Annotated in this window: 23 protein-coding genes; 6 read left to right on the forward strand and 17 right to left on the reverse strand. The window is 49.6% G+C overall.

Annotated elements, in window-relative coordinates; translation table 11 throughout:
- The first annotated feature begins 17 nt into the window (after positions 1-17).
- The 3 genes from efp (at position 18) to O6P33_RS11465 (ending at position 2,332) form a co-directional block, all read left to right on the forward strand.
- The gene (gene efp, locus O6P33_RS11455; RefSeq protein ID WP_269817907.1) at positions 18-584 is read left to right on the forward strand and encodes an elongation factor P; all 567 of its coding nucleotides are present in this window, start codon (positions 18-20) and stop codon (positions 582-584) included.
- A gap of 83 nt (positions 585-667) precedes the next feature.
- Positions 668-1,597: an EF-P lysine aminoacylase EpmA gene (gene epmA / locus O6P33_RS11460; RefSeq protein ID WP_269817908.1), complete on the forward strand. Its 930-nt coding sequence runs from the start codon at positions 668-670 to the stop codon at positions 1,595-1,597.
- A gap of 177 nt (positions 1,598-1,774) precedes the next feature.
- Positions 1,775-2,332: a peptidylprolyl isomerase gene (locus O6P33_RS11465; RefSeq protein WP_269817909.1), complete on the forward strand. Its 558-nt coding sequence runs from the start codon at positions 1,775-1,777 to the stop codon at positions 2,330-2,332.
- A 117-nt stretch (positions 2,333-2,449) separates the two neighbouring features.
- Here O6P33_RS11465 and O6P33_RS11470 read toward each other — a convergent pair whose 3' ends face one another.
- From O6P33_RS11470 to apbC, 6 genes are all read right to left on the reverse strand, one after another.
- Positions 2,450-3,982: a flagellar hook protein FlgE gene (locus tag O6P33_RS11470; RefSeq protein ID WP_269817910.1), complete on the reverse strand. Its 1,533-nt coding sequence runs from the start codon at positions 3,980-3,982 to the stop codon at positions 2,450-2,452.
- Between the two features lie 45 nt (positions 3,983-4,027).
- Positions 4,028-4,669: a flagellar hook assembly protein FlgD gene (gene flgD / locus O6P33_RS11475; RefSeq protein ID WP_269819522.1), complete on the reverse strand. Its 642-nt coding sequence runs from the start codon at positions 4,667-4,669 to the stop codon at positions 4,028-4,030.
- 52 nt (positions 4,670-4,721) lie between these two features.
- The gene (gene flgC / locus O6P33_RS11480; RefSeq protein ID WP_269817911.1) at positions 4,722-5,171 is read right to left on the reverse strand and encodes a flagellar basal body rod protein FlgC; all 450 of its coding nucleotides are present in this window, start codon (positions 5,169-5,171) and stop codon (positions 4,722-4,724) included.
- Positions 5,172-5,185: 14 nt separating this feature from the next.
- A complete protein-coding gene (gene flgB / locus O6P33_RS11485; protein WP_269817912.1) occupies positions 5,186-5,593 on the reverse strand; it encodes a flagellar basal body rod protein FlgB in 408 nt (135 codons plus the stop codon).
- A 201-nt stretch (positions 5,594-5,794) separates the two neighbouring features.
- A complete protein-coding gene (locus tag O6P33_RS11490) occupies positions 5,795-6,235 on the reverse strand; it encodes a YtoQ family protein (protein WP_269817913.1) in 441 nt (146 codons plus the stop codon).
- A gap of 53 nt (positions 6,236-6,288) precedes the next feature.
- On the reverse strand, positions 6,289-7,383 hold the full coding sequence (apbC, locus tag O6P33_RS11495) for an iron-sulfur cluster carrier protein ApbC (protein ID WP_269817914.1): 1,095 nt from the start codon (positions 7,381-7,383) through the stop codon (positions 6,289-6,291).
- Positions 7,384-7,549: 166 nt separating this feature from the next.
- On the opposite strand from apbC, the gene metG reads away from it, so the two are divergent.
- The 3 genes from metG to O6P33_RS11510 all read left to right on the forward strand — a co-directional run bounded on the left by metG (position 7,550) and on the right by O6P33_RS11510 (position 11,860).
- The gene (metG, locus tag O6P33_RS11500) at positions 7,550-9,601 is read left to right on the forward strand and encodes a methionine--tRNA ligase (RefSeq protein WP_269817915.1); all 2,052 of its coding nucleotides are present in this window, start codon (positions 7,550-7,552) and stop codon (positions 9,599-9,601) included.
- Between the two features lie 140 nt (positions 9,602-9,741).
- Positions 9,742-11,076: an alpha/beta fold hydrolase gene (locus O6P33_RS11505; protein WP_269817916.1), complete on the forward strand. Its 1,335-nt coding sequence runs from the start codon at positions 9,742-9,744 to the stop codon at positions 11,074-11,076.
- Entirely contained in the window at positions 11,069-11,860 is a 792-nt protein-coding gene (locus O6P33_RS11510; protein WP_269817917.1) for a VacJ family lipoprotein, read from the forward strand. Before O6P33_RS11505 ends, O6P33_RS11510 begins: the two co-directional genes overlap by 8 nt.
- Positions 11,861-11,905: 45 nt before the next feature.
- On the opposite strand, the gene rnhB is transcribed toward O6P33_RS11510, so the two are convergent.
- The 11 genes from rnhB to uppS all read right to left on the reverse strand — a co-directional run bounded on the left by rnhB (position 11,906) and on the right by uppS (position 23,156).
- Positions 11,906-12,508 carry a ribonuclease HII gene (gene rnhB, locus O6P33_RS11515; protein WP_269817918.1) on the reverse strand — a complete coding sequence of 201 codons (603 nt, stop codon included), beginning with the start codon at positions 12,506-12,508 and terminating at the stop codon, positions 11,906-11,908.
- Positions 12,498-13,658 (reverse strand): lipid-A-disaccharide synthase, encoded by a 1,161-nt coding sequence (gene lpxB / locus O6P33_RS11520; protein ID WP_269817919.1) that lies wholly within the window; start codon positions 13,656-13,658, stop codon positions 12,498-12,500. The genes rnhB and lpxB overlap by 11 nt, the downstream gene beginning before the upstream one ends.
- The gene (gene lpxA / locus O6P33_RS11525; RefSeq protein WP_269817920.1) at positions 13,658-14,434 is read right to left on the reverse strand and encodes an acyl-ACP--UDP-N-acetylglucosamine O-acyltransferase; all 777 of its coding nucleotides are present in this window, start codon (positions 14,432-14,434) and stop codon (positions 13,658-13,660) included. The genes lpxB and lpxA overlap by 1 nt, the downstream gene beginning before the upstream one ends.
- A complete protein-coding gene (gene fabZ, locus O6P33_RS11530) occupies positions 14,431-14,871 on the reverse strand; it encodes a 3-hydroxyacyl-ACP dehydratase FabZ (protein WP_269817921.1) in 441 nt (146 codons plus the stop codon). The genes lpxA and fabZ overlap by 4 nt, the downstream gene beginning before the upstream one ends.
- A gap of 147 nt (positions 14,872-15,018) precedes the next feature.
- Entirely contained in the window at positions 15,019-16,044 is a 1,026-nt protein-coding gene (gene lpxD, locus O6P33_RS11535) for a UDP-3-O-(3-hydroxymyristoyl)glucosamine N-acyltransferase (protein ID WP_420094943.1), read from the reverse strand.
- A gap of 1 nt (position 16,045) precedes the next feature.
- Positions 16,046-16,549, reverse strand: a complete 504-nt coding sequence (locus tag O6P33_RS11540) for an OmpH family outer membrane protein (RefSeq protein ID WP_269817922.1) — start codon at positions 16,547-16,549, stop codon at positions 16,046-16,048.
- A 44-nt stretch (positions 16,550-16,593) separates the two neighbouring features.
- The gene (gene bamA / locus O6P33_RS11545; protein ID WP_269817923.1) at positions 16,594-18,957 is read right to left on the reverse strand and encodes an outer membrane protein assembly factor BamA; all 2,364 of its coding nucleotides are present in this window, start codon (positions 18,955-18,957) and stop codon (positions 16,594-16,596) included.
- 62 nt (positions 18,958-19,019) lie between these two features.
- The gene (gene rseP, locus O6P33_RS11550; RefSeq protein ID WP_269817924.1) at positions 19,020-20,372 is read right to left on the reverse strand and encodes a sigma E protease regulator RseP; all 1,353 of its coding nucleotides are present in this window, start codon (positions 20,370-20,372) and stop codon (positions 19,020-19,022) included.
- Entirely contained in the window at positions 20,369-21,589 is a 1,221-nt protein-coding gene (gene ispC, locus O6P33_RS11555) for a 1-deoxy-D-xylulose-5-phosphate reductoisomerase (protein ID WP_269817925.1), read from the reverse strand. Before ispC ends, rseP begins: the two co-directional genes overlap by 4 nt.
- Positions 21,586-22,401 carry a phosphatidate cytidylyltransferase gene (locus O6P33_RS11560; RefSeq protein ID WP_269817926.1) on the reverse strand — a complete coding sequence of 272 codons (816 nt, stop codon included), beginning with the start codon at positions 22,399-22,401 and terminating at the stop codon, positions 21,586-21,588. Before O6P33_RS11560 ends, ispC begins: the two co-directional genes overlap by 4 nt.
- On the reverse strand, positions 22,383-23,156 hold the full coding sequence (gene uppS, locus O6P33_RS11565) for a polyprenyl diphosphate synthase (RefSeq protein WP_269817927.1): 774 nt from the start codon (positions 23,154-23,156) through the stop codon (positions 22,383-22,385). The genes O6P33_RS11560 and uppS overlap by 19 nt, the downstream gene beginning before the upstream one ends.
- Positions 23,157-23,165 lie beyond the last annotated feature (9 nt).

Consider the following 23,165-nt stretch of genomic DNA (forward strand, 5'->3'; position numbering starts at 1 on the left):
AACGACAGGATTGCATTATGGCCAACTATTCTACCAACGAATTCAAACCAGGACTGCGCGTCATGGTGGATAACGAACCCTGCATCATGATTGATATTGAGTTTGTTAAGCCCGGCAAAGGCCAAGCATTCAGCCGCGTCAAGCTGCGCAGCATCCGCACGCAACGGGTCTGGGAACGTACTTTTAAGTCCGGTGAAAGCTTGGAAAGCGCTGATATTATCGAGCGCGATATGGAATATTTATATACCGACGAAGAGTTTTGGTACTTTATGGCCACTGACGGTTCATTCGAACAGCTCGGTGCCAGCAGCGAAGCGCTCGGTGACACCATCAAATGGCTAAAAGAACAAGTGGTCTACGAAGTGACACTCTACAACGACGCAGTGGTCTCTGTGGCGGCACCTAACTTTGTTGAGTTAGAAGTTGTAGAAACCGACCCGGGTTTAAAAGGCGACACCGCACAAGGCGGCTCCAAGCCAGCCAAACTCAGCACTGGCGCGGTGGTACGGGTGCCGTTGTTTATTGTTGAAGGTGAAACCCTTAAAATTGATACCCGCAGCGGCGAATACGTCAGCCGCGCTTAAGGTTTCATCCGCCGCAAGCATAAGGGAGCTCAACAGGCTCCCTTATTTATTTCAGCACACTTAGCCCGCAGGACACCTCAGCCATGAGCACCTGGTCACCGAGCGCTGCACACAGCGCCTTAGTCGCGCGTCAGCAGTTGTACCGCAATATCCGTGAGTTTTTCTATAGTCGCTCGGTGCTGGAAGTGGAAACTCCGCTGCTCTGCCAAGCGCCGGTGGCCGATCCCAACATCACCCCCATGCAAGCCGAACAACGCTGGCTGCACACCTCCCCTGAGTACGCGATGAAGCGCATGCTCTGTGCGGGCTCTGGCGATATCTACCAAATCTGCAAAGTTTTTCGCGCCGGCGAAGCAGGGAAACGCCATAACCCTGAATTCACCATGTTGGAATGGTATCGCGTGGCTTGGAGCCACAAACAACTGATGGATGAAGTGGCTGAGCTGCTACAACTGTTATTGGCGCAGCGTTTTAATCAGCTGCCCATTGTCCACCTCACCTATGCGCAGGCTTTGCAGAACTATGCTCAGCTGGATGTGCACCACTGCAGTGATGCGGCGATAGCCCAGCGCGGTCAAGCTCTGGCCAATGCCGATTTAGACCTAGACCGCGACGGCTGGCTGGATGTGATTATGAGCCACCAAGTGGAGCCGGCCTTAGCGCACAATACCCTAGTATTTATTGACGAGTTTCCCGCCTCGCAAGCGGCCTTGGCCAAGCTCAGCAGCAATGCGCAAGGGGTGCAAGTAGCACAGCGCTTTGAAGTGTTTTTTAACGGCATGGAACTGGCCAACGGTTACCAAGAGCTCACCGATGCCCAGCAGCAGCTGCAGCGCTTTGAACATGAGCTGCAAGGCACTGATCGTCCCCATGATGCTAATCTAATCGCTGCTCTTGAGCATGGCCTGCCGGACTGTGCCGGCGTTGCATTGGGTTTGGACCGAGTTTTACTGCACCTTCTCGATGCAAAAAACCTTGCCCAGGTGCTTAGTTTTGACTGGTCGCGGGCCTGATCACAGGTACTGCGCTTGACCTAGCGCAATAGCCCGAAGCAGTGGCATGTATTGCCCAAATACAGCGTGCTAAACTTGCGCTAAAATTGATGTCGACATTACACCCCCCAATCTTTAATCAGCCTGATCGCAGCATTGCACGCAGCTGATTATTTAAATCAACTAAGTGAGGCTCCCATGCTTAAAAAAATTTTCCTAACCGGCTGCATGCTTTTGATGGCAGGCAATTTATTTGCCGCTGATAATCCCCACGTCCTAATTGACACCAGCTTTGGTGAAATCGAATTAGAATTGGAAGCAGAAAAAGCCCCGATCACCGTTAACAACTTTCTCGACTATGTGGATGCTGAACGCTATGACGGGACGATTTTTCACCGTGTCATTTCAAACTTTATGATTCAAGGTGGCGGCTTTGATCGTTACATGCAGCAAAAAGCGACCAAATCCGCGATTAAAAACGAGGCGGATAATGGCTTAAAAAACAACCGTGGCACTGTGGCCATGGCCCGCACCCAAGCGCCTGACTCAGCTACCATGCAGTTTTTTATTAACCATGCCGACAATGACTTTTTAAATAACAGCAGCCGTGATTTTGGCTACGCGGTGTTTGCTAAGGTTGTGCGCGGAATGGATGTGGTTGATCAAATTGCACAAGTAAAAACCAGCACCTATGGTATGCACCAAAATGTGCCAACTGATCCCATTGTGATTAACAGCATCAAGCGTATTGAGTAAATGAACTACCCGCCACTTTAGAAGTGGGGGAATTCTGCTCGGTATTTGTTAAACTGGCACCGACAAAAAAGCGCGCCTACTAGAGCGCGCTTTTTTGTGTTTAGCCACCCGCGAGCATTAACGCAAGTTAATAATCGTCTGGGTAATCGCACTCTCGGTTTCGATGGTTTTTGCGTTGGCTTGATAGTTACGCTGCGCCACAATCAAGTTAACCAGTTGATCAGATAACTCCACGTTAGAGTCCTCCAAAGCACCCGCTTGAATCGCACCTAAAGTACCGGTTCCGCCAGGGTTACGCACTGGCTCACCGGACGAAAGCGACTGCACCCACTGGGTTTTACCCACAGGTGTCAAGCCTTGCACGTTGGCGAAATCAGCCAGCACCACTTGGCCTTGCACCTTCGATTGACCGTTGGTGTAACGGGCAAAAATCATCCCCGTGTCGTCAATTTCAATGCCCGCCAATTCACCCGTGGTATAGCCATCTTGTGAAACCGCATTGACCGCAAAAGCGCTGGCAAACTGCGTTGCAGTGCGCATATCCAAGGTCACCCCAGAGTTACTGGCTAAAGCCCCGTTTGCTACAGGTACCGGCGGCTTACCATTATTCAAAGTTGCTGGCGCCCACTGGCCGGCGCGCAAATTAATGGTGCCATCTTGGCCCAACTGCCAAAAATCATCAGCAGTTACAGCACCCCCTGGCGCAGGAATACCGGTAATTGGTTTTATTTTACCGGCACTGTCAAAGCCAATATCCAAGGAAATCGGCGTGTTCGCTCCCACCCGCGTAATAGCAGCGACAATATCATCGTTGCTCGGCGCTGGCACTGCGCTTAGCATTGGTGCCACTGCCGCGTCCACTTTTGAACGAAAGTCTGACGGATTTTCCAAAGAGGCCAGCGCAGAGGCTAAGATGCTGGCCGGTGTTGCTCCACCCGCCTGAGCTGCTTCAATGGCCGCTTGGTTGGATTTTCCAGCTTGGGGATGCGCCCCATCAATCAGGGTATTCATCTTCCAATCATTGGGCCCAGTCTTAACAAAATACTGGGTAAAGGTATGGGCATTACCTTGTGTGTCGTAAATATTGGTTGAAGTCGATGAGTTATAGGTGGTTGGATCCGCGGCAGAAAATGGCGCATTCACCGGTATATTGTTGGTTGAATTAAGGTTAAATGACTGCTCAATTTTGCTCGTCGGCTTAGGATCTTGGCTGGCGGTTTTAATTTGCAAGTTGCTGATCTGTCCCGTTTGCAGCTGATCATTAGCATCGGTGGCGTAACCTTGTAGGTTGTAGCCAAAGTTATCGACGATAAAGCCTTCACGGTCGGTACCAAAATAACCGGCACGTGAATAACTGATAGCACCATTATTGCTGACTTGGAAAAAACCATTACCATTGATCGCCAGATCAAGGGCGTTTTGCGTGTAGTTGATGTTGCCCTGATTAAACAGTTGCGACACATTCGATAAGAGCACACCGCTGCCTTGTTGGTTTTTACCGGTGCCCAATACCGATGCCGCATACACATCAGAAAACTCTGCGCGCGACTGTTTAAAGCCAGCAGTACCTGCGTTAGCAATATTATTACCGGTAACGTTCAGGTCTTTAGTGGCGGCGCGTAAGCCACTGAGGCCAATATTAAATGACATGTTGTTCTCCTTGCCGGTCGTCCGACAGTTGGCAAATTGCTAAAATCACTGACCAATAATTTGTACTTGTGACAATGGCACTGAACCCAACCCCGCTAAGTTCAATAACAGCTCACCATTGCCATGCCCTAACGTAACGCTGTCCACGTTGGCCGGTAATAAGGTGTAGAGGCCTTTGGTGTCGCCATCGATGCTGGCTTGCGCCTCAAACTTGTAAGTGCCTGGTGGCATGGTTTCCCCATCACTGTTTTTACCGTCCCACATAAAGCTGACGTTACCCGCCTCTTGCGCACCTAAATTAACGCGGGTGGCTAAAGTACCGTCCGCGCCATAAACGTTAACGTAAACGTTGCTGCTGCTTTGCGGTAACACTAAGCTGGCCTTGAAGGTTTCCGAGGTATCCACCACGGCTTTTTCACTCGGTACAATCACCTTGCGCCCGACCAAGGACGAAGCCTGCAGCGCTTGTGAAGATTGATAGCCAGACAAAATCGTTTCCATACTGCCATTGAGCTTCTCAACCCCCTCCACCGTACTGAACTGCGCCAGCTGAGCGATAAAGTCACCATTACTTTGCGGCTCCAATGGGTTCTGGTTATTAAGCTGGGCGACCAACAATTCCAAAAACTCATTTTTGCCTAATTCTTCTTTGCCTTCTGCCTTAGTCGTGTGGCGGTATTGATCCATCACCGCACCGGCTGCACTGACACCTGCTGCACTCATTACTGCCTCCTAAGGCTTATTGGCCTAATGTGAGTACCCGCTGCATCATCTGCTTGGCGGTATTCATCATTTCAACGTTAGTTTGGAATGCGCGGCTGGCAGAAATCATGTCAGCCATTTCCTCCACCACATTCACATTTGGATAAAAAACATAACCATCGGCATTGGCCTGTGGATGATTGGGCTCATAACGTGGCTGCAAATCACTTTGGTCTTCAACAATGCCCAACACTTGCACGCCTTGCCCGGCCTGATCTTGCTCGGCAAATAAAGAACCTTGCCCCACGCCACCATTCATACTGTCTTGAAATACAGTGGCAAACACTGGGTGTCGAGCGCGGTAGGTTTGATCGATGCTTGAAGACACCGTTTCGGCATTGGCAATGTTGCTAGAAATAGTATTTAAGCGCGTGCTTTGCGCACTCATGCCAGTGCCGGCAATATTAAAAACGCTGGAAAGAGACATAATTAGGTACTCCTTTAGTCGCCGCGAAGGGCTGTCATCAACCCTTTGAACTTATTATTCAGCAGCGTAAAGCTGGCTTGAAACTGCACCGCGTTTTCTGTGTAAGTGGACTGCTCCACCTGCAAGTCAACGCTGTTTTGATCAAGCGAGGCATAATTTGGATTACGAAAGCGCAGCGCTGGATCAGCCAGCTGCATGGGCTCCATGTCAAAATGTTGACTATTGGTGCGCTGCAGATTTGCCTGCTTGTGTGTCGTTTGCTCTGCTTGCGCGGCTAAAACACTGGCAAAGTCCAAATCACGGGCTTTATAGTGCGGCGTATCAGCATTGGCGATATTGTTGGCCAACACTTCAGCACGCTGGGCGCGAAAGCCAAGCGCCTGCTCATGAATGCCGAGGGCTTTATCGAAATTGATGCTCATAACGCAACACCTGCTGATGATTTATCTTAGTTATTACCAAGCAATACTTATGCCAATAACAACAAGTCATATAAATCAAAGGGTTACGCGGTACTGACTGTCAACTATCTGACTGATCGGCGGCGGCTTGCCGCTTTTTAAATGCCCAGGACGGGTGAGAAGAACAGGCGGCAAACAGTCACCGCCTGCTAAATCTTATAACTAAGCTTGCGTGGTATAACGCAAAATCTCCACAACTTGCGCTGGGGTCGTAGCCCAAGCCATAGCAGCAGCATCCACCTCCTTGAGCGGATGGATAATATTTTCCGCATGCAGCGTCACATAGGGCTTACCTAAGGCGGCGCAATAGCCTGCATCAAAAGCGGCATTCCACTGCTTGTACTTATCACCAAAACGCACCACAACTAAATCACTTTGCTCAATTAAAGTTTTAGTACGGATCGCATTGACTTTAGCCGACTGATGATCGCGCCAAAAGCTGTTTTCTTGCGCGCCTAAATGATCGCCGGCAGCGTCACTGGCCTCATGATCAGTCACCGCTGAGGTAAAGCTAATATCTAAACCTAAAGCCTCAGCGCCCTGCTGAATCTCTTCACGCCATGACGTATGAATTTCTCCGGAAAGATACACATTAAAACTCATTTTATTCTCCTTAAAATAACCAAACTGACGTTAGCTGACACTGCCGTGCGGGGTTAATCATCGCTAATCTCAATGGATGGCATTGCCGCACTTTGCTGATTAAGCACACTTAAACGTGCGCCCACAGTGCGGGCTAATTGCTGATAAATCATCGCAATCTGGCTTTCTGGATCAGCGCTGGCAGTTGGCTCACCACCATCGCACTGCAACCGAATAGCCATTGACAGCGGTAAAGAGGCCAACAATTCAGCATCGTAACTTTCAGCTAAACGCTCACCGCCGCCCTCGCCAAACAAGTGCTCAGCATGACCGCAATTAGAACAAATATGCACTGCCATGTTTTCTACCACACCCAAAATTGGGATATTCACTTTACGGAACATCTCAATACCTTTGCGCGCATCCAGCAGAGCAATGTCTTGCGGCGTCGTCACAATCACCGCACCGGCCACTGGCACTTTTTGCGCCAAGGTCAGCTGAATATCACCGGTACCTGGTGGCATATCCACCACCAAGTAATCCAGATCATCCCAAGCAGTCTGGGTAATCATTTGCAACAATGCACCAGACGCCATTGGCCCACGCCACACCATAGGTGTGCTATCGGTGGTCAAAAAAGCCATGGACATCACGGAAATGCCATGGGCTTGAATGGGGACAAAAAACTTTTGCTCGCGAGTTTCTGGCTGAGTACCGCTGGGCACACCAAGCATAATGCCTTGGCTGGGGCCGTAAATATCCGCATCTAAAATACCCACCCGCGCCCCTTCGCGAGCTAAGGCTAAGGCTAAATTGGCTGCTGTGGTGGACTTACCGACACCACCCTTGCCCGATGCCACGGCAATAACATTTTTCACTCCTGCTAAAGTTGGCACATCGGTTTGCCCTTGCGCGGCTTCAATCACCGTTTCAATGTTAACTTCAGCACGATTGACACCGGGCATCTGCTCTAAACTCATTTGCAGCATTTGCGCCCAGCCGGTTTTAAATAAATCTGCGGCGTAGCCCAGCTGCAGCTGCACACTGACGCTATCACCTTGAATTTCAATGGAGCGCACACAGCCGGCGCTAACGGGATCAGCATTCAAATTAGGGTCAATTAAGCCCCTTAGGGTTTCTTCAACCGCAGCGCGGGTTACTGCACTCATGATGTTCTCCACTGCAAAATAGACTAAACGAAAACCATTCTAGCTGAATCTGGCCCTTAAGACCTTAACCCGCGGCAAGACTTGCCAGCACAGGGGATGAAAAAAACAGCCACTACCTATATAGTAGACCGCTTATTTCTATTCACTTTCAGTAGTTAGGAAGACCATGAGCGAAGCCCGCAAAATTTTAGTGACCAGCGCCCTCCCTTATGCCAACGGTTCAATCCACCTTGGCCATATGCTTGAGTATATTCAGACAGATATGTGGGTTCGCTTTCAAAAAATGCGCGGCAATCAATGCATCTATGTCTGCGCTGACGATGCCCATGGCTCAGCCATTATGCTGCGCGCTGAACAAGAAGGCATCAGCCCTGAGCAGCTAATTGAGAACGTACATGCTGAGCACAGTGCTGACTTTGCCAACTTCCTTGTGGAATTCGATAACTTCTACACCACCCACAGTGAAGAAAATCGCGAATTATCAGAAGAAATTTATAAGCGCCTAAAGAATGCTGGGCATATAGCGACCCGCTCCGTCACCCAGTATTTTGACCCAGAAAAAGGCATGTTTCTCGCAGACCGCTTTATTAAAGGCACCTGCCCAAAATGTGCCACGGCTGATCAATACGGTGATAACTGTGAAAAATGCGGTGCGACCTACCACCCCACAGAGCTCAAAGATCCGCGCTCAGCGATTTCTGGCGCAACACCGATTTTAAAAGACTCAGAGCACTACTTCTTTAAACTGCCGAACTTTCAAAACATGCTGCAAGAGTGGACCCGCAGTGGCACTCTGCAAGACTCGGTAGCCAACAAATTGGCCGAGTGGCTCGACAGTGGCCTGCATGAGTGGGACATCTCCCGCGACGCCCCCTATTTCGGTTTTGAGATTCCGGATGCGCCCGGCAAGTACTTCTATGTTTGGCTGGATGCACCCATTGGCTATATGGCCAGCTTTAAAAACCTTTGCGCCCGTCGTCCTGAGCTGGATTTTGATGAGTTCTGGAGTAAAGATTCAAACACTGAGCTGTACCATTTTATTGGTAAAGACATTATCAACTTCCACGCGCTATTTTGGCCGGCCATGCTCGATGGTGCAGGTTTCCGCAAGCCAAGCTTTGTAAACGTACACGGTTACCTCACCGTCAACGGTGCAAAAATGTCCAAGTCGCGCGGCACCTTTATTAAAGCCAGCACTTATTTAGACCACTTAAACCCTGAGTATTTACGCTATTACTACGCCTCAAAACTAGGCCGTGGCGTGGAAGATTTAGACCTGAATCTCGATGACTTCATTCAAAAGGTCAACTCAGACTTAGTGGGTAAAGTAGTCAACATCGCCAGCCGCTGCGCCGGTTTTATTCAAAAAGGCAACGACGGCATGTTAGTGGCAGACATGCCCAACCCTGAGCTATGGGAAAGGTTTCAAGCCGCCAGCCCATCCATTGCCAAAGCCTACGAGGCCCGTGATTTTGCCCGCGCGATGCGTGAGACCATGGCTCTGGCTGATGCGGCGAACGCCTGGATTGCAGACAAAGCACCTTGGTCAATGAATAAAGTTGAAGGCCAGCAAGCGCAAGTGCAAGCCATTTGCTCGCAAGCCATCAACCTGTTTAAGCAGTTGGTAATTTTACTTAAACCAGTACTGCCTAAATTAACCGCCGATGCCGAACAGTTCCTCAATGTGCCGCCGCTGAGCTGGGACGACTTGGGTACAACACTGGGCGCGCATCAGCTCAACCCTTTTAGCGCCTTATTAACACGTGTCGAGCCCAAGCACGTGACGGCCATGATTGAATCCTCAAAGGAAGATTTATTAGAAATGGAAAACATCAGCAACCCTGACGCAGTCGCCGGTAACGGTGAGTTAGAAAAAGAGCCTATTGCCAAAGAAATCGACTTCAACGCTTTTGCTGCAGTGGATTTGCGTATTGCCTTGATTGAAAAAGCCAGCTTTGTTGAAGGTGCAGATAAGTTATTGCAACTCACCCTCGACTTAGGCGGGGAAAAGCGTAATGTCTTTTCTGGCATTAAAAGCGCCTACCCAGATCCAGCTGTCCTGGAAGGCCGCTTAACATTATATGTCGCTAACTTGGCCGCACGAAAAATGAAATTCGGTGTCTCAGAAGGCATGGTCTTAGCTGCCGGACCTGGCGGCAAAGAAATCCACCTGCTCAGCCCAGACGCAGGCGCTCGCCCAGGCCAGCGAGTGATGTAAACCTAGCTTTGCATAGCCGAGCTGGATAACGGCTGGCTATGCTTTGCTTAGCAAATAATCTAATGTTTTTACTGAGCATTGTTAGTCAGCACTTTCTAATATAGCTTTCACGATACCTCTGTTACCCAGCGAGATACTCTATGTTTAAACGCTTGCTAACACCGCTCTATCTGCTTTTGTGCTTATGTGCATGGTCACTCAATGCTCAGGCAAACTCAGCGCCGCAAACCTATCAGTTCCCCTTACACAACGCCTTTGAGGCGACCATTGCTGGCACCCCCAGCGCACTGCAGCCCAAGCTACCCGATGACGCGGATATCCAGCAGCGCGACTACAGTCTAAGGTTGCGCCCGGAGCGTGAATTTACCCTGCCCAGCAATTTTTGGCCGGTTAAAACCTTTCGCTATCGCTTAGCTAAGCAAGCAGGCCCTGCACCTTTGATCTTTGTTATTGCCGGTACAGGCTCAAATTACTCCAGCAGCACCATGCAATACATTAAGCGTCTGTTCTACGGTGCGGGCTACCATGTTGCCTTAATTTCCTCACCCACCGCTTATGACTTTATGGTGGGCGCATCCACCTATGCCACGCCCGGTTACTCGCCACAAGATGCTGTGGATTTATATAGCGTAATGCGCGCCATACAAAAGCAGCAAAGCAACTTGGAGGTTACCGATTGGCACCTCACCGGTTATAGCCTTGGCGGTTTACAGGCGGCTTTTGTTAGCCATCTAGATGAACAGGAGCAGCGCTTTAATTTTAAACGTGTACTGCTCATCAACCCGCCGGTCAATCTCTACACCTCAGTGAGCAACCTTGATAGTCTCGCCCATGCACAGGTGGTCAGCAGCACAGAAAATCGCACTTTTTATCAATTAATGCTGGATAAACTCAGCCACTTCTTTAGCCGCAAAGGCCGCTTCGACTTAAATGAAGCCGTCTTATTTGAATTTCAAAACTCACCGGACAAGCTCAACGACAATGAGTTAGCGATGCTGATTGGCAGTGCATTTCGCTTAGCCGCCGCAGACATTAATTTCACTTCAGACTTAATTAATCGCCGTGGCATCATTACCCCCATCCAGAAAAAAATTAATGATGGCACCAGTTTGACCCCCTACTTCAAGAAAGCCTTGATGTGTGATTTTGAGTGTTATATTCAGCGTCAACTGCTACCGTTTTGGCGCACCCACTTCAAAAAGACCAATATCACCCCGGATGTCAGCGCTGCCAGCTCAGACTTGGAAACAGTCATTCAAGCCAGTAGCTTGTATGCCCTCACGGACTACCTGCAACAAAGTAAAAAAATCAGCGTGATGCACAACGCCAATGACATCATTTTGGGCCCTGGGGATTTAGGTTATTTGCGGCGCACCTTTACTGATCGCTTAACGGTATACCCCTACGGTGGGCATTTAGGCAACCTGGCTTACATTGAAAATGCCGCTGATATATTGGAGTTTTTCAATGAGTAAACACCCTCTGTTCGGCTCCTTGATCAGCACCAGCGTCGTCCTGTTAGCCTTGAGCCAGCCCAGCTGGGCTGAAAGTGAAAACATTGATGCGGATGGCTTTAAGAATCCACTCCAAAGCATAGAGTTTAACCTTGACCCAAACCGTCATGAGTTTGAGCGTGCCACCATTGATGCGCTGCATATCAGTGACCCGCTGGAGCAGTGGAACCGCCGTGTGTATCACTTCAACTACCGTTTTGATCAGTGGGTGTTTTTACCTGTGGTCAAGGGCTACACCAAAGTCACCCCAAGCTTTGCCCGCAAAGGGGTGAGTAACTTTTTTAGTAATCTCGGTGAGATTCCAACCCTAGCCAACAGCATCTTGCAACTCAAAGGCCAGCGCGCGATGGAAACCACCGCACGGATTTTATTCAACACCATATTGGGTGTCGGCGGCCTGTGGGACCCTGCGACTAAAATGGGCTTAAAAAAGAATAACGAAGATTTTGGCCAAACCCTAGGCTACTACGGTGTACCCAATGGCCCTTACCTGATGCTGCCATTTTTAGGCCCATCCAATGTGCGTGACACCACTGGTCTAGTTGCGGACTTCAGTTTAGAAACTTCAGTGAACTGGTTGAATATGGGCGAAGAAAGTCGGCGCAACCCAGAAATTTACGGCTTAGAGATCATTGATCAAAGGTACATTACTGAGCTGCGCTACGGTCAATTGAACTCACCTTTCGAGTACGAAAAGATCCGTTACGCTTACACCAAGTCCCGTGATCTAAAAATTGCTCGGTAAGCTGCGCAAGCCAGTGCTCAGCGCAAGCACAGACAGCCTTTTAGCTTAGCTTTCTTCGAAGAAGCGCCGTACCGGCGCAAATGAACGGCGATAGATTGCTGTTGGCCCCAACTCTTGCAGCGCTTTTAAATGCGCCGGCGTTGGGTAACCTTTGTGCCGCGCGATGCCATAACCTGGGTATTGTGCATCCAGCTCTGCCATTTCCCGGTCACGGCTGACCTTGGCCAAAATAGATGCCGCTGAAATCTCAGCGACTAAACCATCACCTTGCACCACCGCCTCACTGGGCATGGCCAATTGTGGGCAACGATTGCCATCAATCAAGGCTAAATCTGGGGTAATCGACAGGCCAGCGACGGCACGCTGCATGGCTAGCATGGTGGCATGTAAAATATTTAATCGATCAATTTCTTCCACATCAGCGCGCGCAATGCACCACGCTAAAGCTTTTTCTTGGATCTCAACAAATAAAGCTTCACGCTTTTTCTCGGTGAGCTTTTTTGAATCATTTAATCCAAGAATAGGACGCTGCGGGTCGAGAATTACTGCGGCAGTCACCACTGGCCCGCATAAAGGCCCACGACCAACCTCATCAACACCAGCAATGCGTTTGCCCGCATAATTTTGCTGCAGTAACTCAAGTTGCATCGGCATGTCCAAGCAGTTGCAGCACACCCTGCGCCGCACGCTGCGAGGCATCACAGCGTAAAGACTCGTGCAGCTCCGCAAAGCGCTGTACTTGCAAGGAGCCATCGCGTAACTGCGCTAGCACGGCTTCGCCTAAGGCTTCAGGCGTTGCTGCATCCTGAATAAATTCCGGTACCAGCATCTCTGCCGCCAATAAATTGGGTAAGGCCACATAAGGGCTTTTCACCAATTTTTTTAACAACCAGTGACTGGCGGGAGCAAGCTTATAGGCCACTACCATGGGTCTTTTAAATAGCATGGCTTCCAAAGTGGCAGTACCCGAGGCAATCAATACAGCATCACAGGCTTGCAAGGCGGCTTGCGATTGACCGTCTAAAATTTTGATAGGTAAGTTAGGCATTGGCTCTAGCAGCGCGGCTAATTGCTCACGGCGCGCTTGGTTGGCGGCTGGAATAACAAACTGCAAATGCGGCTTTTCTGCCAACAAGTAGCGTGCGGTATCCACAAACAACGCCCCCAGTTTAGCCACTTCAGCGCCGCGGCTACCGGGCAATAAGGCGACCACTTGTGCAGTTGCCGGCAGGCCCAGCTGCTCGCGAGCAGGTAAGGGATCATTGTCCATGGCGATACTGTCAGCCAATGGATGCCCGACAAATAAGACTGGGACTTGGTGTTGTTGATAAAACTGCGCTTCAAAAGGCAACAACGTCAGCATTAAATCGCAGGCTTTGCGGATTTTAAACACGCGCTTTTGCCGCCACGCCCAAACCGATGGGCTGACATAATGCACGGTTTTAATCCCGGCCTCACGCAGCTTTAATTCAATATTGAGATTAAAATCTGGGGCATCAATTCCAATGAAGACATCCGGCTGCTGCTCCAGCAAAGTGGCAATTAAGCGCTTACGCTTTGCAAGTAGCTCAGGCAATCGGCCTAACACTTCCACCAAACCCATAATCGCCAAGCGTTCCATAGGAAAGTAAGAGGTCAGCCCTTGCGCCGTCATCAGTGGTCCACCGACGCCGATGAACTCGATGTGCGGGTGCTGAGCACGCAGCGCTTGCATTAAGCCTGCACCTAAAATATCACCGGACGCTTCGCCAGCGACTAAAGCGACTTTTAACCGCGGGTGCTGCTCTGCCTCAGTCATTAGCGGGTAATACCTCGTGATGACTGGCGGATTGATTCACAAAACAGGGCAACTTCGGGGAACTGTGCTTCACTCTCAAGCAAAGCTTCAAGCGCTTCGTCCACAGTTAAACTTTTGCGGTAAACAGTTTTATAAGCACGGCGCAAGGCCTGGATGGTTTCTTCAGAAAAACCACGGCGACGCATGCCCTCAAAGTTCATGCTCCGCGCCACTGCAGGGTTACCCGCCACAGTAATAAAGGCTGGAATATCTTTACCCACGGCAGTGCCCATCGCGGTAAAACTGTGAGCGCCAATGCGGCAATACTGATGCACTAGAGTAAAGCCAGACAAAATTGCCCAGTCCCCCATATGCACATGGCCCGCTAAAGCTGTGTTGTTGACCAAGATACAATGATCGCCAATCACACTGTCATGGCCCACATGCACATAGGCCATAATCAAATTGTGGTTACCAATGGTGGTTTCCGAGCGGTCCTGCACCGTACCACGGTGAATAGTCACACCCTCACGGATCACGTTATTATCGCCAATCACTAAGCGCGTAGCTTCACCTTGGTACTTTAAATCTGGCGTATCTTCACCCACCGAAGAAAACTGGTAGATGTGGTTATTGCGACCAATACGCGTTGGTCCTTTGAGTACAACATGAGAGGCAATAATTGATCCTGCGCCAATTTCAACCCCCGGACCAATCACTGTCCAGGGTCCAACCTTTACATCGTCCGCAAGCTTTGCTGTCGGATCAATAATGGCACTGGGATCAATTAAACTCATAGTTTGCGTTCCGCACAAATAATTTCAGCAGAACATACTATTACATCACCCACTGTAGCTTGGCAATTGAACTTCCAGATGCCACGCTTAGCACTGATAAAGCTCGCAGCCAAGTCGAGGCGATCACCAGGTACGACCGGCTGGCGGAAGCGCAACTTGTCCGAGCCAACAAAGTAGTACAAAGTGCCGTCATCAGGCGAAGCATCCATCATCTTAAAGCCCAGCACACCTGCTGCTTGCGCCATGGCTTCGATAATCAGTACACCCGGCATAATCGGATACTGCGGGAAGTGGCCATTGAAAAAAGGCTCGTTGATACTTACATTTTTGTAAGCATTGATCGTCTTCTCTTCTAAATCAATCGCAGTCACACGATCCACTAGTAAAAATGGGTAGCGATGCGGAAGCAGCTGACGAATTTCGTTAATGTCCATCATATATATAAGCCTTGATCAAATAAGTGGGCCGTGAATACCTTATCCACAGGCCTATCACCCGCAAGTGAACGGCACTTAATGCGCTAAATTAAAGCTGGGTAGCTAAAAATGTTGATAAAGAGTCAGATGATATACCAATATCAGCGGTCACTTCTGAATTTGTTTTTCCAAACCACGAACACGCTTCGCTAAAGCATCTAACTGACGGAAGCGTACCGCATTCTTCTTCCAATCAGCTGCTGGCTGCATTGCTGTTCCCGATGAATAGGCACCTGGCTCAGTAATTGAATGGGTCACCATGGTCATACCAGTAATGAATACATCATCACAAATATCAATATGCCCCACCAGCCCCACACCACCGGCCAACATGCAGTTACGGCCAATTTTGGCACTGCCAGAAATACCGACACAGGCAGCTAGAGCCGTGTGATCACCAATCTGCACATTATGGGCGATCTGAATCTGGTTATCTAACTTGACCCCATTACCGATTAAGGTATCGGATAGAGCGCCACGGTCGATGGTGGTATTGGCGCCAATTTCAACATCATCACCGATGGTGACACCGCCAATTTGCGCAATTTTATTCCATACACCGTTGTGCTTAGCAAAACCAAAACCTTCACCACCAATCACCGCGCCGGATTGAATCACCACACGCTGACCAATGCTTGTGTCATGGTACAAGGTGACCCGCGGCAACAAGCGTCCACCTGCGCCAATACGGGTACGCGCACCAATAAAGCAATGCGCACCAATAACTACCCCAGCCTCAATCACTGCCTGCTCATCAATCACCACCCCCGGACCAATACTGGCGGTGGAATCAATTAAAGCACTGTCGGCAACCACCGCACTGGGATGGATACCCACAGCCGCTTTGGGTGTGCGATCAAAGTAATGGGAAAGTTTGGAGTAAGACAAGTATGGATCAGCCACCACTAGACAGTTGCCTGAGTAGTCCGCCGCATCCGCAGCCGATAACAACAGCGCACCGGCTTGGGTATGCTCTAACTGCTTACGATAATGGGCATTAGCCAGAAAGCTTAATTGATCACTATTGGCATCTTGCAGCGTAGCCAAACCGTAAATCACTTTCTGCGCATCACCGCGCAGCTCAGCGCCGAGAGACTCAGCTAACTGAGCAAGGGTAAACTGTAGCTGTTTCATATCAACGCAACTGGTTCATGCGCTCGATAACACGCAGCGTAATATCATACTGTGGCTTCACATCAACCACTGCGCCACGCTCAAGAACGATGTCATAGTTACCTGACTTCAGTACATCTTCTACGGCTTTGTCCAGCTTTGGCTTAAGCTTTTCTAGCATGTCGCGGTCAGCAATGGCTTTGTCATCATTTAAGTCTTTCGACTGTGCCTGAAAGTCACGGGCTTTTTGCTTGAACTCCAGCTCTAAACGCTCAAGTTCAGCTTGTTGCATACGCTCGCCATCTTTCATTAAACGGTCTTGAATACGCTTGGCATCACTTTCGAGTTTTTTCAACTTTGACAACTGTGGGCCAAATTTCTTTTCCGCATCGACAGCGTATTTTTTCGCTGCATCAGATTCCAGTAATGCCATTTGATAATTCAAAACAGCAATTTTCATTTCTGCAAAAACAGGTCCGCTGATTAAAGCGGCTGTTAGTAAAACTAGTTGAGTCAATTTACGCACGATGCACTCCTAAAAATGCTGTTAATTATGTGGTTAAAGCTCTATCAGAACGTTTGACCGAGTGAGAACTGGAAGACTTGAGTATCAGCATTGTCTGGCTTTTTCACTGGCACACCTAAGCTAAAGCTTAACGGCCCTAGCGCAGTCACCCATGTTAAACCAACACCCACTGAACTGGCTAAGTTATCGTAACTAATATCGCAGCCTGACTCCTTACGCTTTTTCTGTGCTGAGCTGCACTTGGTATCAAACACATTACCCACATCCCAGAATAAAACAGTGCGCAATGAACGCTGATCTTTGACGAATGGCATGGGGAATAATAACTCAGCACCACCTTGAATCAAGACGTTACCACCAAAGGGTAAATGATCTTGGTCATAGTCTCTGATTGTGCCCGGATACTCACCAGTACTCGGTGTACTGCGAGGACCTAAACTGCTGTCTTTAAAACCACGAATGGAGTTAAAACCACCGGCATAGTAATGCTCATAAAACGGCACTTTAGAAGTGGAGCCGTACTTATCTAAATAACCCAAATCGGTGTGAAAGCGCAAAGTGTAGTTGGTGCTTAACGGCTTAAAGATTTGCCCGCTATAGTCTAAACGGTAGAAAGACAAATCACTGCCCGGCACTGTTGCCTCTAGCACTAAGCTTTGCGAGTAACCCCGGGTCGCCATCATGCCACGGTTGAGGGTGGACTGTGACCAACCGGCCGAGGCCTTAAAGTTTGTGTAATCTTTACCTTCTTTTTCCACAAAACTCATGATTTCGTTAACAGTGTAACGACCGGTTTTGAGCTTATCCTGCTGTACACCTAGCCCGAAGTTCAGCCGTGAAGTCTCGCTGACTGGATAACCTAAGTTAATTCCGCCACCTAAGCTGTCCATGGAATAACTGGAAACATCCACATCCAACTTATCGAAATCAGTGGCGCGATAGAAGCCGTGGTAACCCAAACTCACGCCATCCACAGTCCAGTATGGGTCAACAAAACTGAAGTTATAGTTACTCTGATAATCACTGCGGGTTAAGCCAAGGCTGACTTTATTACCCGTACCCAAGAAGTTACTTTGGCTGATCGAACCACCCAAAATCAAACCGGCATTCTGCGCAAAACCGACGCTGGCAGTAATGGAACCCGATGGCTGCTCTTCAACGCTGTAATTCACATCAATCTGATCATCGGTGCCTGGCACCTGCGGCGTCTCAACGTTGACTTCCTTAAAGTAGCCCAAGCGCTCTAAGCGCACTTTTGACTGATCAATTAAGTAAGTTGAGGCCCAGCCACCTTCCATTTGTCGCATTTCACGGCGCAGTACTTCATCCATGGTTTTGGTATTACCACGGAAATTAATACGATTAACATAGGAGCGCTTGCCCGGATCAACCACAAAGGTCAGGGCAACTGTGTGATCTTCATCATTGGTTTGCGGTACACCATTGACGTTAGCAAAAGTATAACCATCATTACCTAAGCGACGGGTGATCAGCTCAGCAGTAGTGGTCATAACTTTACGGGAGAATACTTGGCCTTCGCGCGACAATAACAGCGCCTCAACCTCTGCTTCTGGTACTTTTAAGTCACCGGACAGTTTCACATCACTGATGGTGTACTGCTCACCTTCATCGACGTTCACCGTGACATAGACATCTTTCTTATCTGGGGTAATCGAAACTTGGGTGGAAGTTATATCCATGTTGATATAACCACGGTCAAAATAATATGAACGCAAACGTTCTAAGTCACCGGATAGTTTCTCCCGCGCATACTTATCATCATTGCGGAAAAACGATAACCAGTTCTTAGTTTTCAGCTCAAACAGGTCGGTTAATTCTTCGTTATCAAAAACCTGATTGCCCACCACGTTAATGTGTTTAATTGAGGCAACCGAGCCTTCATTAACGTTAATTTTCAGCGCAACACGGTTACGCGGCTGGGGGATGACTTCTGTTTCAATATTAGCCGAGTAACGACCTTGGGCAACATATTGGCGCTGCAACTCATTGCGCACGCCATCTAGAGTCGCTTGCTGGAAAATTTCTCCCTCAGCCAAGCCCGACTCCTTCAGCCCTTTCAACAAGTCATCTTTACTGATGGCTTTGTTACCTGAAATTTCTAAACTGGAAATTGAAGGCCGCTCAAGCAAGGTAATAATCAATACATCGCCATCACGGGTGAGCTGAATGTCTTCAAAGAATCCAGTTTTAAATAAAGACCGTGTGGCATCAGCTAATTGACGCTCGTCCACAGTTTCGCCTACGTTTAACGGTAAAGCACCGAAGACACTGCCTGCTGACACGCGCTGTAAACCGTTAACACGGATATCAGAGACAGTGAAAGGTGCAGCGTGAGCTTCAGACATTATGAGCGCGGACATAACCGCAGGTAGCAGCAGACGTTTCATGCAAACCTTTCTATTTCATTGATATATATAAAACCCGCTGCCATGCAGCGAATCAGTATTTTTTACAAGCGCGCTAAATCATTAAATACCGCAAGTAACATGACGCAAACCACTAAAGCGATACCAATTTGCATCCCGTAACCTTGTACACGCTCAGACAATGGTCGTCCGCGCACCCACTCGACAAGGTAAAATAACAGATGTCCGCCATCAAGCACAGGTATTGGCAATAAATTCAATACACCAAGACTGATACTCAAATAAGCCATAAAGTTCAAAAAGCTCCGCAAGCCGCTTTCTGCTGAAGCGCCCGCCACTTTAGCAATGGTTATCGGCCCGCTCAAGTTTTTAACTGAGAGTTCGCCAAACAACATTTTTTTCAGCGATGCTAAGGTCAGCGCGCTCATTGTCCAGGTGCGCTGTGCCCCAGCCACAACTGCATCCAGTGGGCCAAAGCGCACTTCACGCAGCATATTTTGCGGCCACTCGCCACCGGCCACGCCCATGCCTAAATAACCACGCTTTTGTGAGCCCTCACCTTGCGCGGTGAGCAGTACTTGCAGATTCTGGCGCTGGCCGTCACGCTCAATACTCAGCTGCACGGTGCTGTCAGGATGGGCTTGCACATAGTCCACCACCGCTTGCCAATCAGCCACAGCTTGGCCGTCAATGGCCATAATTTTATCGTTAAGCTGTAAACCCGCATATTGTGCCGGACCTTCAGGGTCAAGCTGGGCAACAATCGCTGCCGCTTGCGGACGCCAGGGTTGAATACCCAGCGCGGCAATGGGGTTCGGTTCTTCAGCGCCGTGCAGCCACTTATCCAACACCAAGGTATAGCTACTGGGCACTGAACTGCCCTCACTTTGCGCTTCAACATAGAGGTTGCCGCTTTCCCCAATGCGCTGAATAAACTGCAGATTAACATCACTCCAGCCAGACACTGCCTGCCCATCGACAGCAAGGATTTCTTGACCGCTGTGCAAACCAGCCTGCGCTGCAATACTCTCGGCGACAACCTCACCAATCACCGGTTTGACTTGCTGGCTGCCAAGCATGGCTAAGCACCAGAACAGGAAAAACGCTAGCGCAAAGTTAGCAACCGGCCCCGCTGCCACAATGGCAATGCGCTGCCCCACAGTTTTACTGTTAAAGGACTGGCTTCTTTGTGCTTCCGGCACTTCGGTTTCACGCTCATCGAGCATTTTCACGTAGCCGCCAAGGGGGATCAAGGCAATCACAAATTCAGTGCCTTTACGGTCATGCCAACGAATCAAAGGGGTGCCAAAACCAATGGAGAAGCGCAGCACCTTTACTCCACAGCGGCGCGCCACCCAAAAGTGTCCATACTCGTGGATAGTCACTAAAACACCCAAAGTCACCAGGGTTCCAAGCAACATGTACAAACCACTCATGAGCCTACACCTACATTTACTGATTGTTTATTGAGCCAAACATTGGCATGTTGCCGCGCCAACTGATCCACCGCAAAAACCTCCGGCAAATTTTGTGCCTGACTGACCACTGCTGAGTTCAGCACATCTTCGATCAATTGTGGAATCTGGGTAAAGCCTATGCGCTCTTGTAAAAACGCTGCCACCGCCACTTCATTGGCCGCATTCAGCACAATAGGTGTCGCCCCGCCGGCTTGCGCTGCTTCAATGGCTAAGCGCAAACAGGCAAAACGCTGCAAATCTGGGGCAATAAAATCCATTCGTGCCAAAGCACATAAATCCAATGGCGCAACCCCTGAAGCGATACGCTCCGGCCAAGCCATAGCATGGGCAATGGGCGTGCGCATATCAGGATTACCCAACTGCGCTAACATTGAACCATCCACATAGTCGACCAGCGAATGAATCACACTTTGTGGATGAATCACCACTTCAATTTGCTCCGGACGGGCAGCAAACAACCAGCAGGCTTCAATTAATTCCAAACCTTTATTCATCATGGTGGCGGAATCAACAGAGATCTTTTGCCCCATGGACCAGTTCGGGTGTGCGCAAGCTTGCGCTGGAGTAACTTTTTCTAATTCGGCATAACTGCTATTGCGAAACGGCCCGCCCGAGGCGGTCAATAATATACGGCGCACACCTAATGGCGCTAAACCTTCAGCATAGTTACAAGGCAAACATTGAAAAATAGCATTGTGCTCGCTATCAATTGGCAATAACTGCGCACCGTGCTCATGCACCGCACGCATAAATAACGCACCGGACATCACCAAGGCTTCTTTATTAGCTAAGAGGATTTTCTTCCCAGCAGTCACTGCGGCCATGGCTGACTCTAAACCTGCGGCACCGACAATTGCCGCCATCACTGCATCCACCTCTGGATGCGCAGCCACTGCACACAAGCCTTGCGCGCCACTGAGCACCTCGGTCTTCACTCCGGCACTGCGCAAATCACTTTGCAGCCTTTGCCCCTGAGCCGCATCAGCCACCACTGCGAAACGCGGGCGATGGCGTAAGCACAGCGCTTGTAACTCGGCGATGCGCGAATGTGCAGTCAAAGCAAACACCTGATAACGCTCAGGGTGCTGGCTAATCACATCCAGGGTGCTAGTACCGATGGAGCCTGTGGCCCCCAGCACAGTGATCTGTTGCACATGCTGTGTATCTTGATTCAAGGCAATACCCAACCGCTTAATAACAACAACAGAGCAAAAACAGGCGCTGCGGCAGTGAGGCTATCAATGCGATCCAGCACCCCGCCATGCCCAGGCAAGAGCTGACTGCTGTCTTTAATGCCCACCTGCCGCTTAAACATACTTTCCGTTAGGTCACCGACCACCGAGAACAAGACAACTAGCGCAGCCCCCAACAGCACTGGGATAAACTGCACCAGCGGGACTTGAAAGTACCACAACAGGCCCGCGGCGATGCATAAACTGCAGAATAAACCGCCAAACAAGCCTGCCCAGCTTTTACCTGGACTGACCCGCGGTGCAAGTTTTTTCTTACCGAAAGCTCGGCCAAAAAAGTAGGCGCCAATGTCTGCGCCCCACACCAACAGCATCAAGCTCAAAATCAGCATATTGCCTTGCGGCAAGGCCTTGAGCACCTGCAAGCCTAAACCAGCCGGCACAATAATAATCAAGCCCATTACCAGCTTGCCTAAGCGTCCGCCCCAAAAGGCAATGCTATTGGGAAAGGTGACCACCATGGCAATCGCCAACAGCCACCAAATACCCGCTAAGTACAGGGCAGGCAGCACCCAAGCGGTGGAGATATTGAGCAATAATAAACCGGCAACCACAGTCCAAGCATAGCCAATGCGTTGTTTTTGCCCTTCAAAGCCAGCAAGACGCGCCCACTCCCAACCGGCCAGCGCAACAATCACACTAATAAAAGCTAAGAATGCTCGACCTTCAAGGGCAAAGAAACCCAGTAAAGCGAGGGGAATTAACCATAAAGCGGTTATTATCCGTTGTTTGAGCATGACGTACGTCCCTCAGAGGCAACTTGTTCACAGGTTTTACCGAAACGCCGCTGCCTTAATGAAAAATCCGCTAACGCATCACGCATTGCTTGATGCTTGAAATCAGGCCAAAACAAATTGGAAAAGTACAATTCACTGTAAGCCAACTGCCACAGTAAAAAATTACTGATACGGCGCTCACCGCCGGTACGAATACACAGGTCAGGATGGCGCTGCGGCGCAGTACTTAAACAGCGCTCTAAATGTTCTGCAGTAATATCATCTGCTTGCAACTCGCCGGCCTGCACCGAGCGGGCCAACTGCTGGGCAGCCTGAACAATATCCCACTGCCCGCCGTAATTGGCTGCTACTTGCAAAAGAAATTGAGTGTGATGCGCAGTGCGCTGCTCTGCTGCATGCATAGCCGCTTGCAGTTCCGGATGAAAGCGCGAGCGATCGCCAATGATGCGCAATCGAATGCCATTTTTATCGAGTTTTTTCGACTCGCGCTTCAACGCGACTAAAAACAGCTCCATTAAGGCACCGACTTCAGCGGCAGGACGCTGCCAGTTCTCACTGGAGAAGGCGAACAGCGTCAACACCTCAACGCCAGCTTCAGCGCACACCTCAACCACGGCACGCACAGCATCAACACCCGCTTTATGCCCTGCAACACCGGGCAAAAAACGCTTTTTCGCCCAGCGATTATTACCATCCATAATAATCGCCACGTGGCGCGGGATAACTGCCCGCGCCTCCTGCGTTGTTTTGCTCATAACAGCAGC

Origin of the sequence: Denitrificimonas caeni (assembly GCF_027498055.1) — a bacterium.
GTDB lineage: Bacteria > Pseudomonadota > Gammaproteobacteria > Pseudomonadales > Pseudomonadaceae > Denitrificimonas.

Excerpts from the sequence above, each read along its gene's own strand:
- efp (WP_269817907.1), top strand. The coding sequence starts at position 18 with ATGGCCAACTATTCTACCAACGAATTCAAACCAGGACTGCGCGTCATG.
- epmA (WP_269817908.1), top strand. The coding sequence starts at position 668 with ATGAGCACCTGGTCACCGAGCGCTGCACACAGCGCCTTAGTCGCGCGT.
- O6P33_RS11465 (WP_269817909.1), top strand. The coding sequence starts at position 1,775 with ATGCTTAAAAAAATTTTCCTAACCGGCTGCATGCTTTTGATGGCAGGC.
- O6P33_RS11470 (WP_269817910.1), bottom strand. The coding sequence starts at position 3,982 with ATGTCATTTAATATTGGCCTCAGTGGCTTACGCGCCGCCACTAAAGAC.
- flgD (WP_269819522.1), bottom strand. The coding sequence starts at position 4,669 with ATGGATCAATACCGCCACACGACTAAGGCAGAAGGCAAAGAAGAATTA.
- flgC (WP_269817911.1), bottom strand. The coding sequence starts at position 5,171 with ATGTCTCTTTCCAGCGTTTTTAATATTGCCGGCACTGGCATGAGTGCG.
- flgB (WP_269817912.1), bottom strand. The coding sequence starts at position 5,593 with ATGAGCATCAATTTCGATAAAGCCCTCGGCATTCATGAGCAGGCGCTT.
- O6P33_RS11490 (WP_269817913.1), bottom strand. The coding sequence starts at position 6,235 with ATGAGTTTTAATGTGTATCTTTCCGGAGAAATTCATACGTCATGGCGT.
- apbC (WP_269817914.1), bottom strand. The coding sequence starts at position 7,383 with ATGAGTGCAGTAACCCGCGCTGCGGTTGAAGAAACCCTAAGGGGCTTA.
- metG (WP_269817915.1), top strand. The coding sequence starts at position 7,550 with ATGAGCGAAGCCCGCAAAATTTTAGTGACCAGCGCCCTCCCTTATGCC.
- O6P33_RS11505 (WP_269817916.1), top strand. The coding sequence starts at position 9,742 with ATGTTTAAACGCTTGCTAACACCGCTCTATCTGCTTTTGTGCTTATGT.
- O6P33_RS11510 (WP_269817917.1), top strand. The coding sequence starts at position 11,069 with ATGAGTAAACACCCTCTGTTCGGCTCCTTGATCAGCACCAGCGTCGTC.
- rnhB (WP_269817918.1), bottom strand. The coding sequence starts at position 12,508 with ATGCAACTTGAGTTACTGCAGCAAAATTATGCGGGCAAACGCATTGCT.
- lpxB (WP_269817919.1), bottom strand. The coding sequence starts at position 13,658 with ATGACTGAGGCAGAGCAGCACCCGCGGTTAAAAGTCGCTTTAGTCGCT.
- lpxA (WP_269817920.1), bottom strand. The coding sequence starts at position 14,434 with ATGAGTTTAATTGATCCCAGTGCCATTATTGATCCGACAGCAAAGCTT.
- fabZ (WP_269817921.1), bottom strand. The coding sequence starts at position 14,871 with ATGATGGACATTAACGAAATTCGTCAGCTGCTTCCGCATCGCTACCCA.
- lpxD (WP_420094943.1), bottom strand. The coding sequence starts at position 16,044 with ATGAAACAGCTACAGTTTACCCTTGCTCAGTTAGCTGAGTCTCTCGGC.
- bamA (WP_269817923.1), bottom strand. The coding sequence starts at position 18,957 with ATGAAACGTCTGCTGCTACCTGCGGTTATGTCCGCGCTCATAATGTCT.
- rseP (WP_269817924.1), bottom strand. The coding sequence starts at position 20,372 with ATGAGTGGTTTGTACATGTTGCTTGGAACCCTGGTGACTTTGGGTGTT.
- O6P33_RS11560 (WP_269817926.1), bottom strand. The coding sequence starts at position 22,401 with ATGCTCAAACAACGGATAATAACCGCTTTATGGTTAATTCCCCTCGCT.
- uppS (WP_269817927.1), bottom strand. The coding sequence starts at position 23,156 with ATGAGCAAAACAACGCAGGAGGCGCGGGCAGTTATCCCGCGCCACGTG.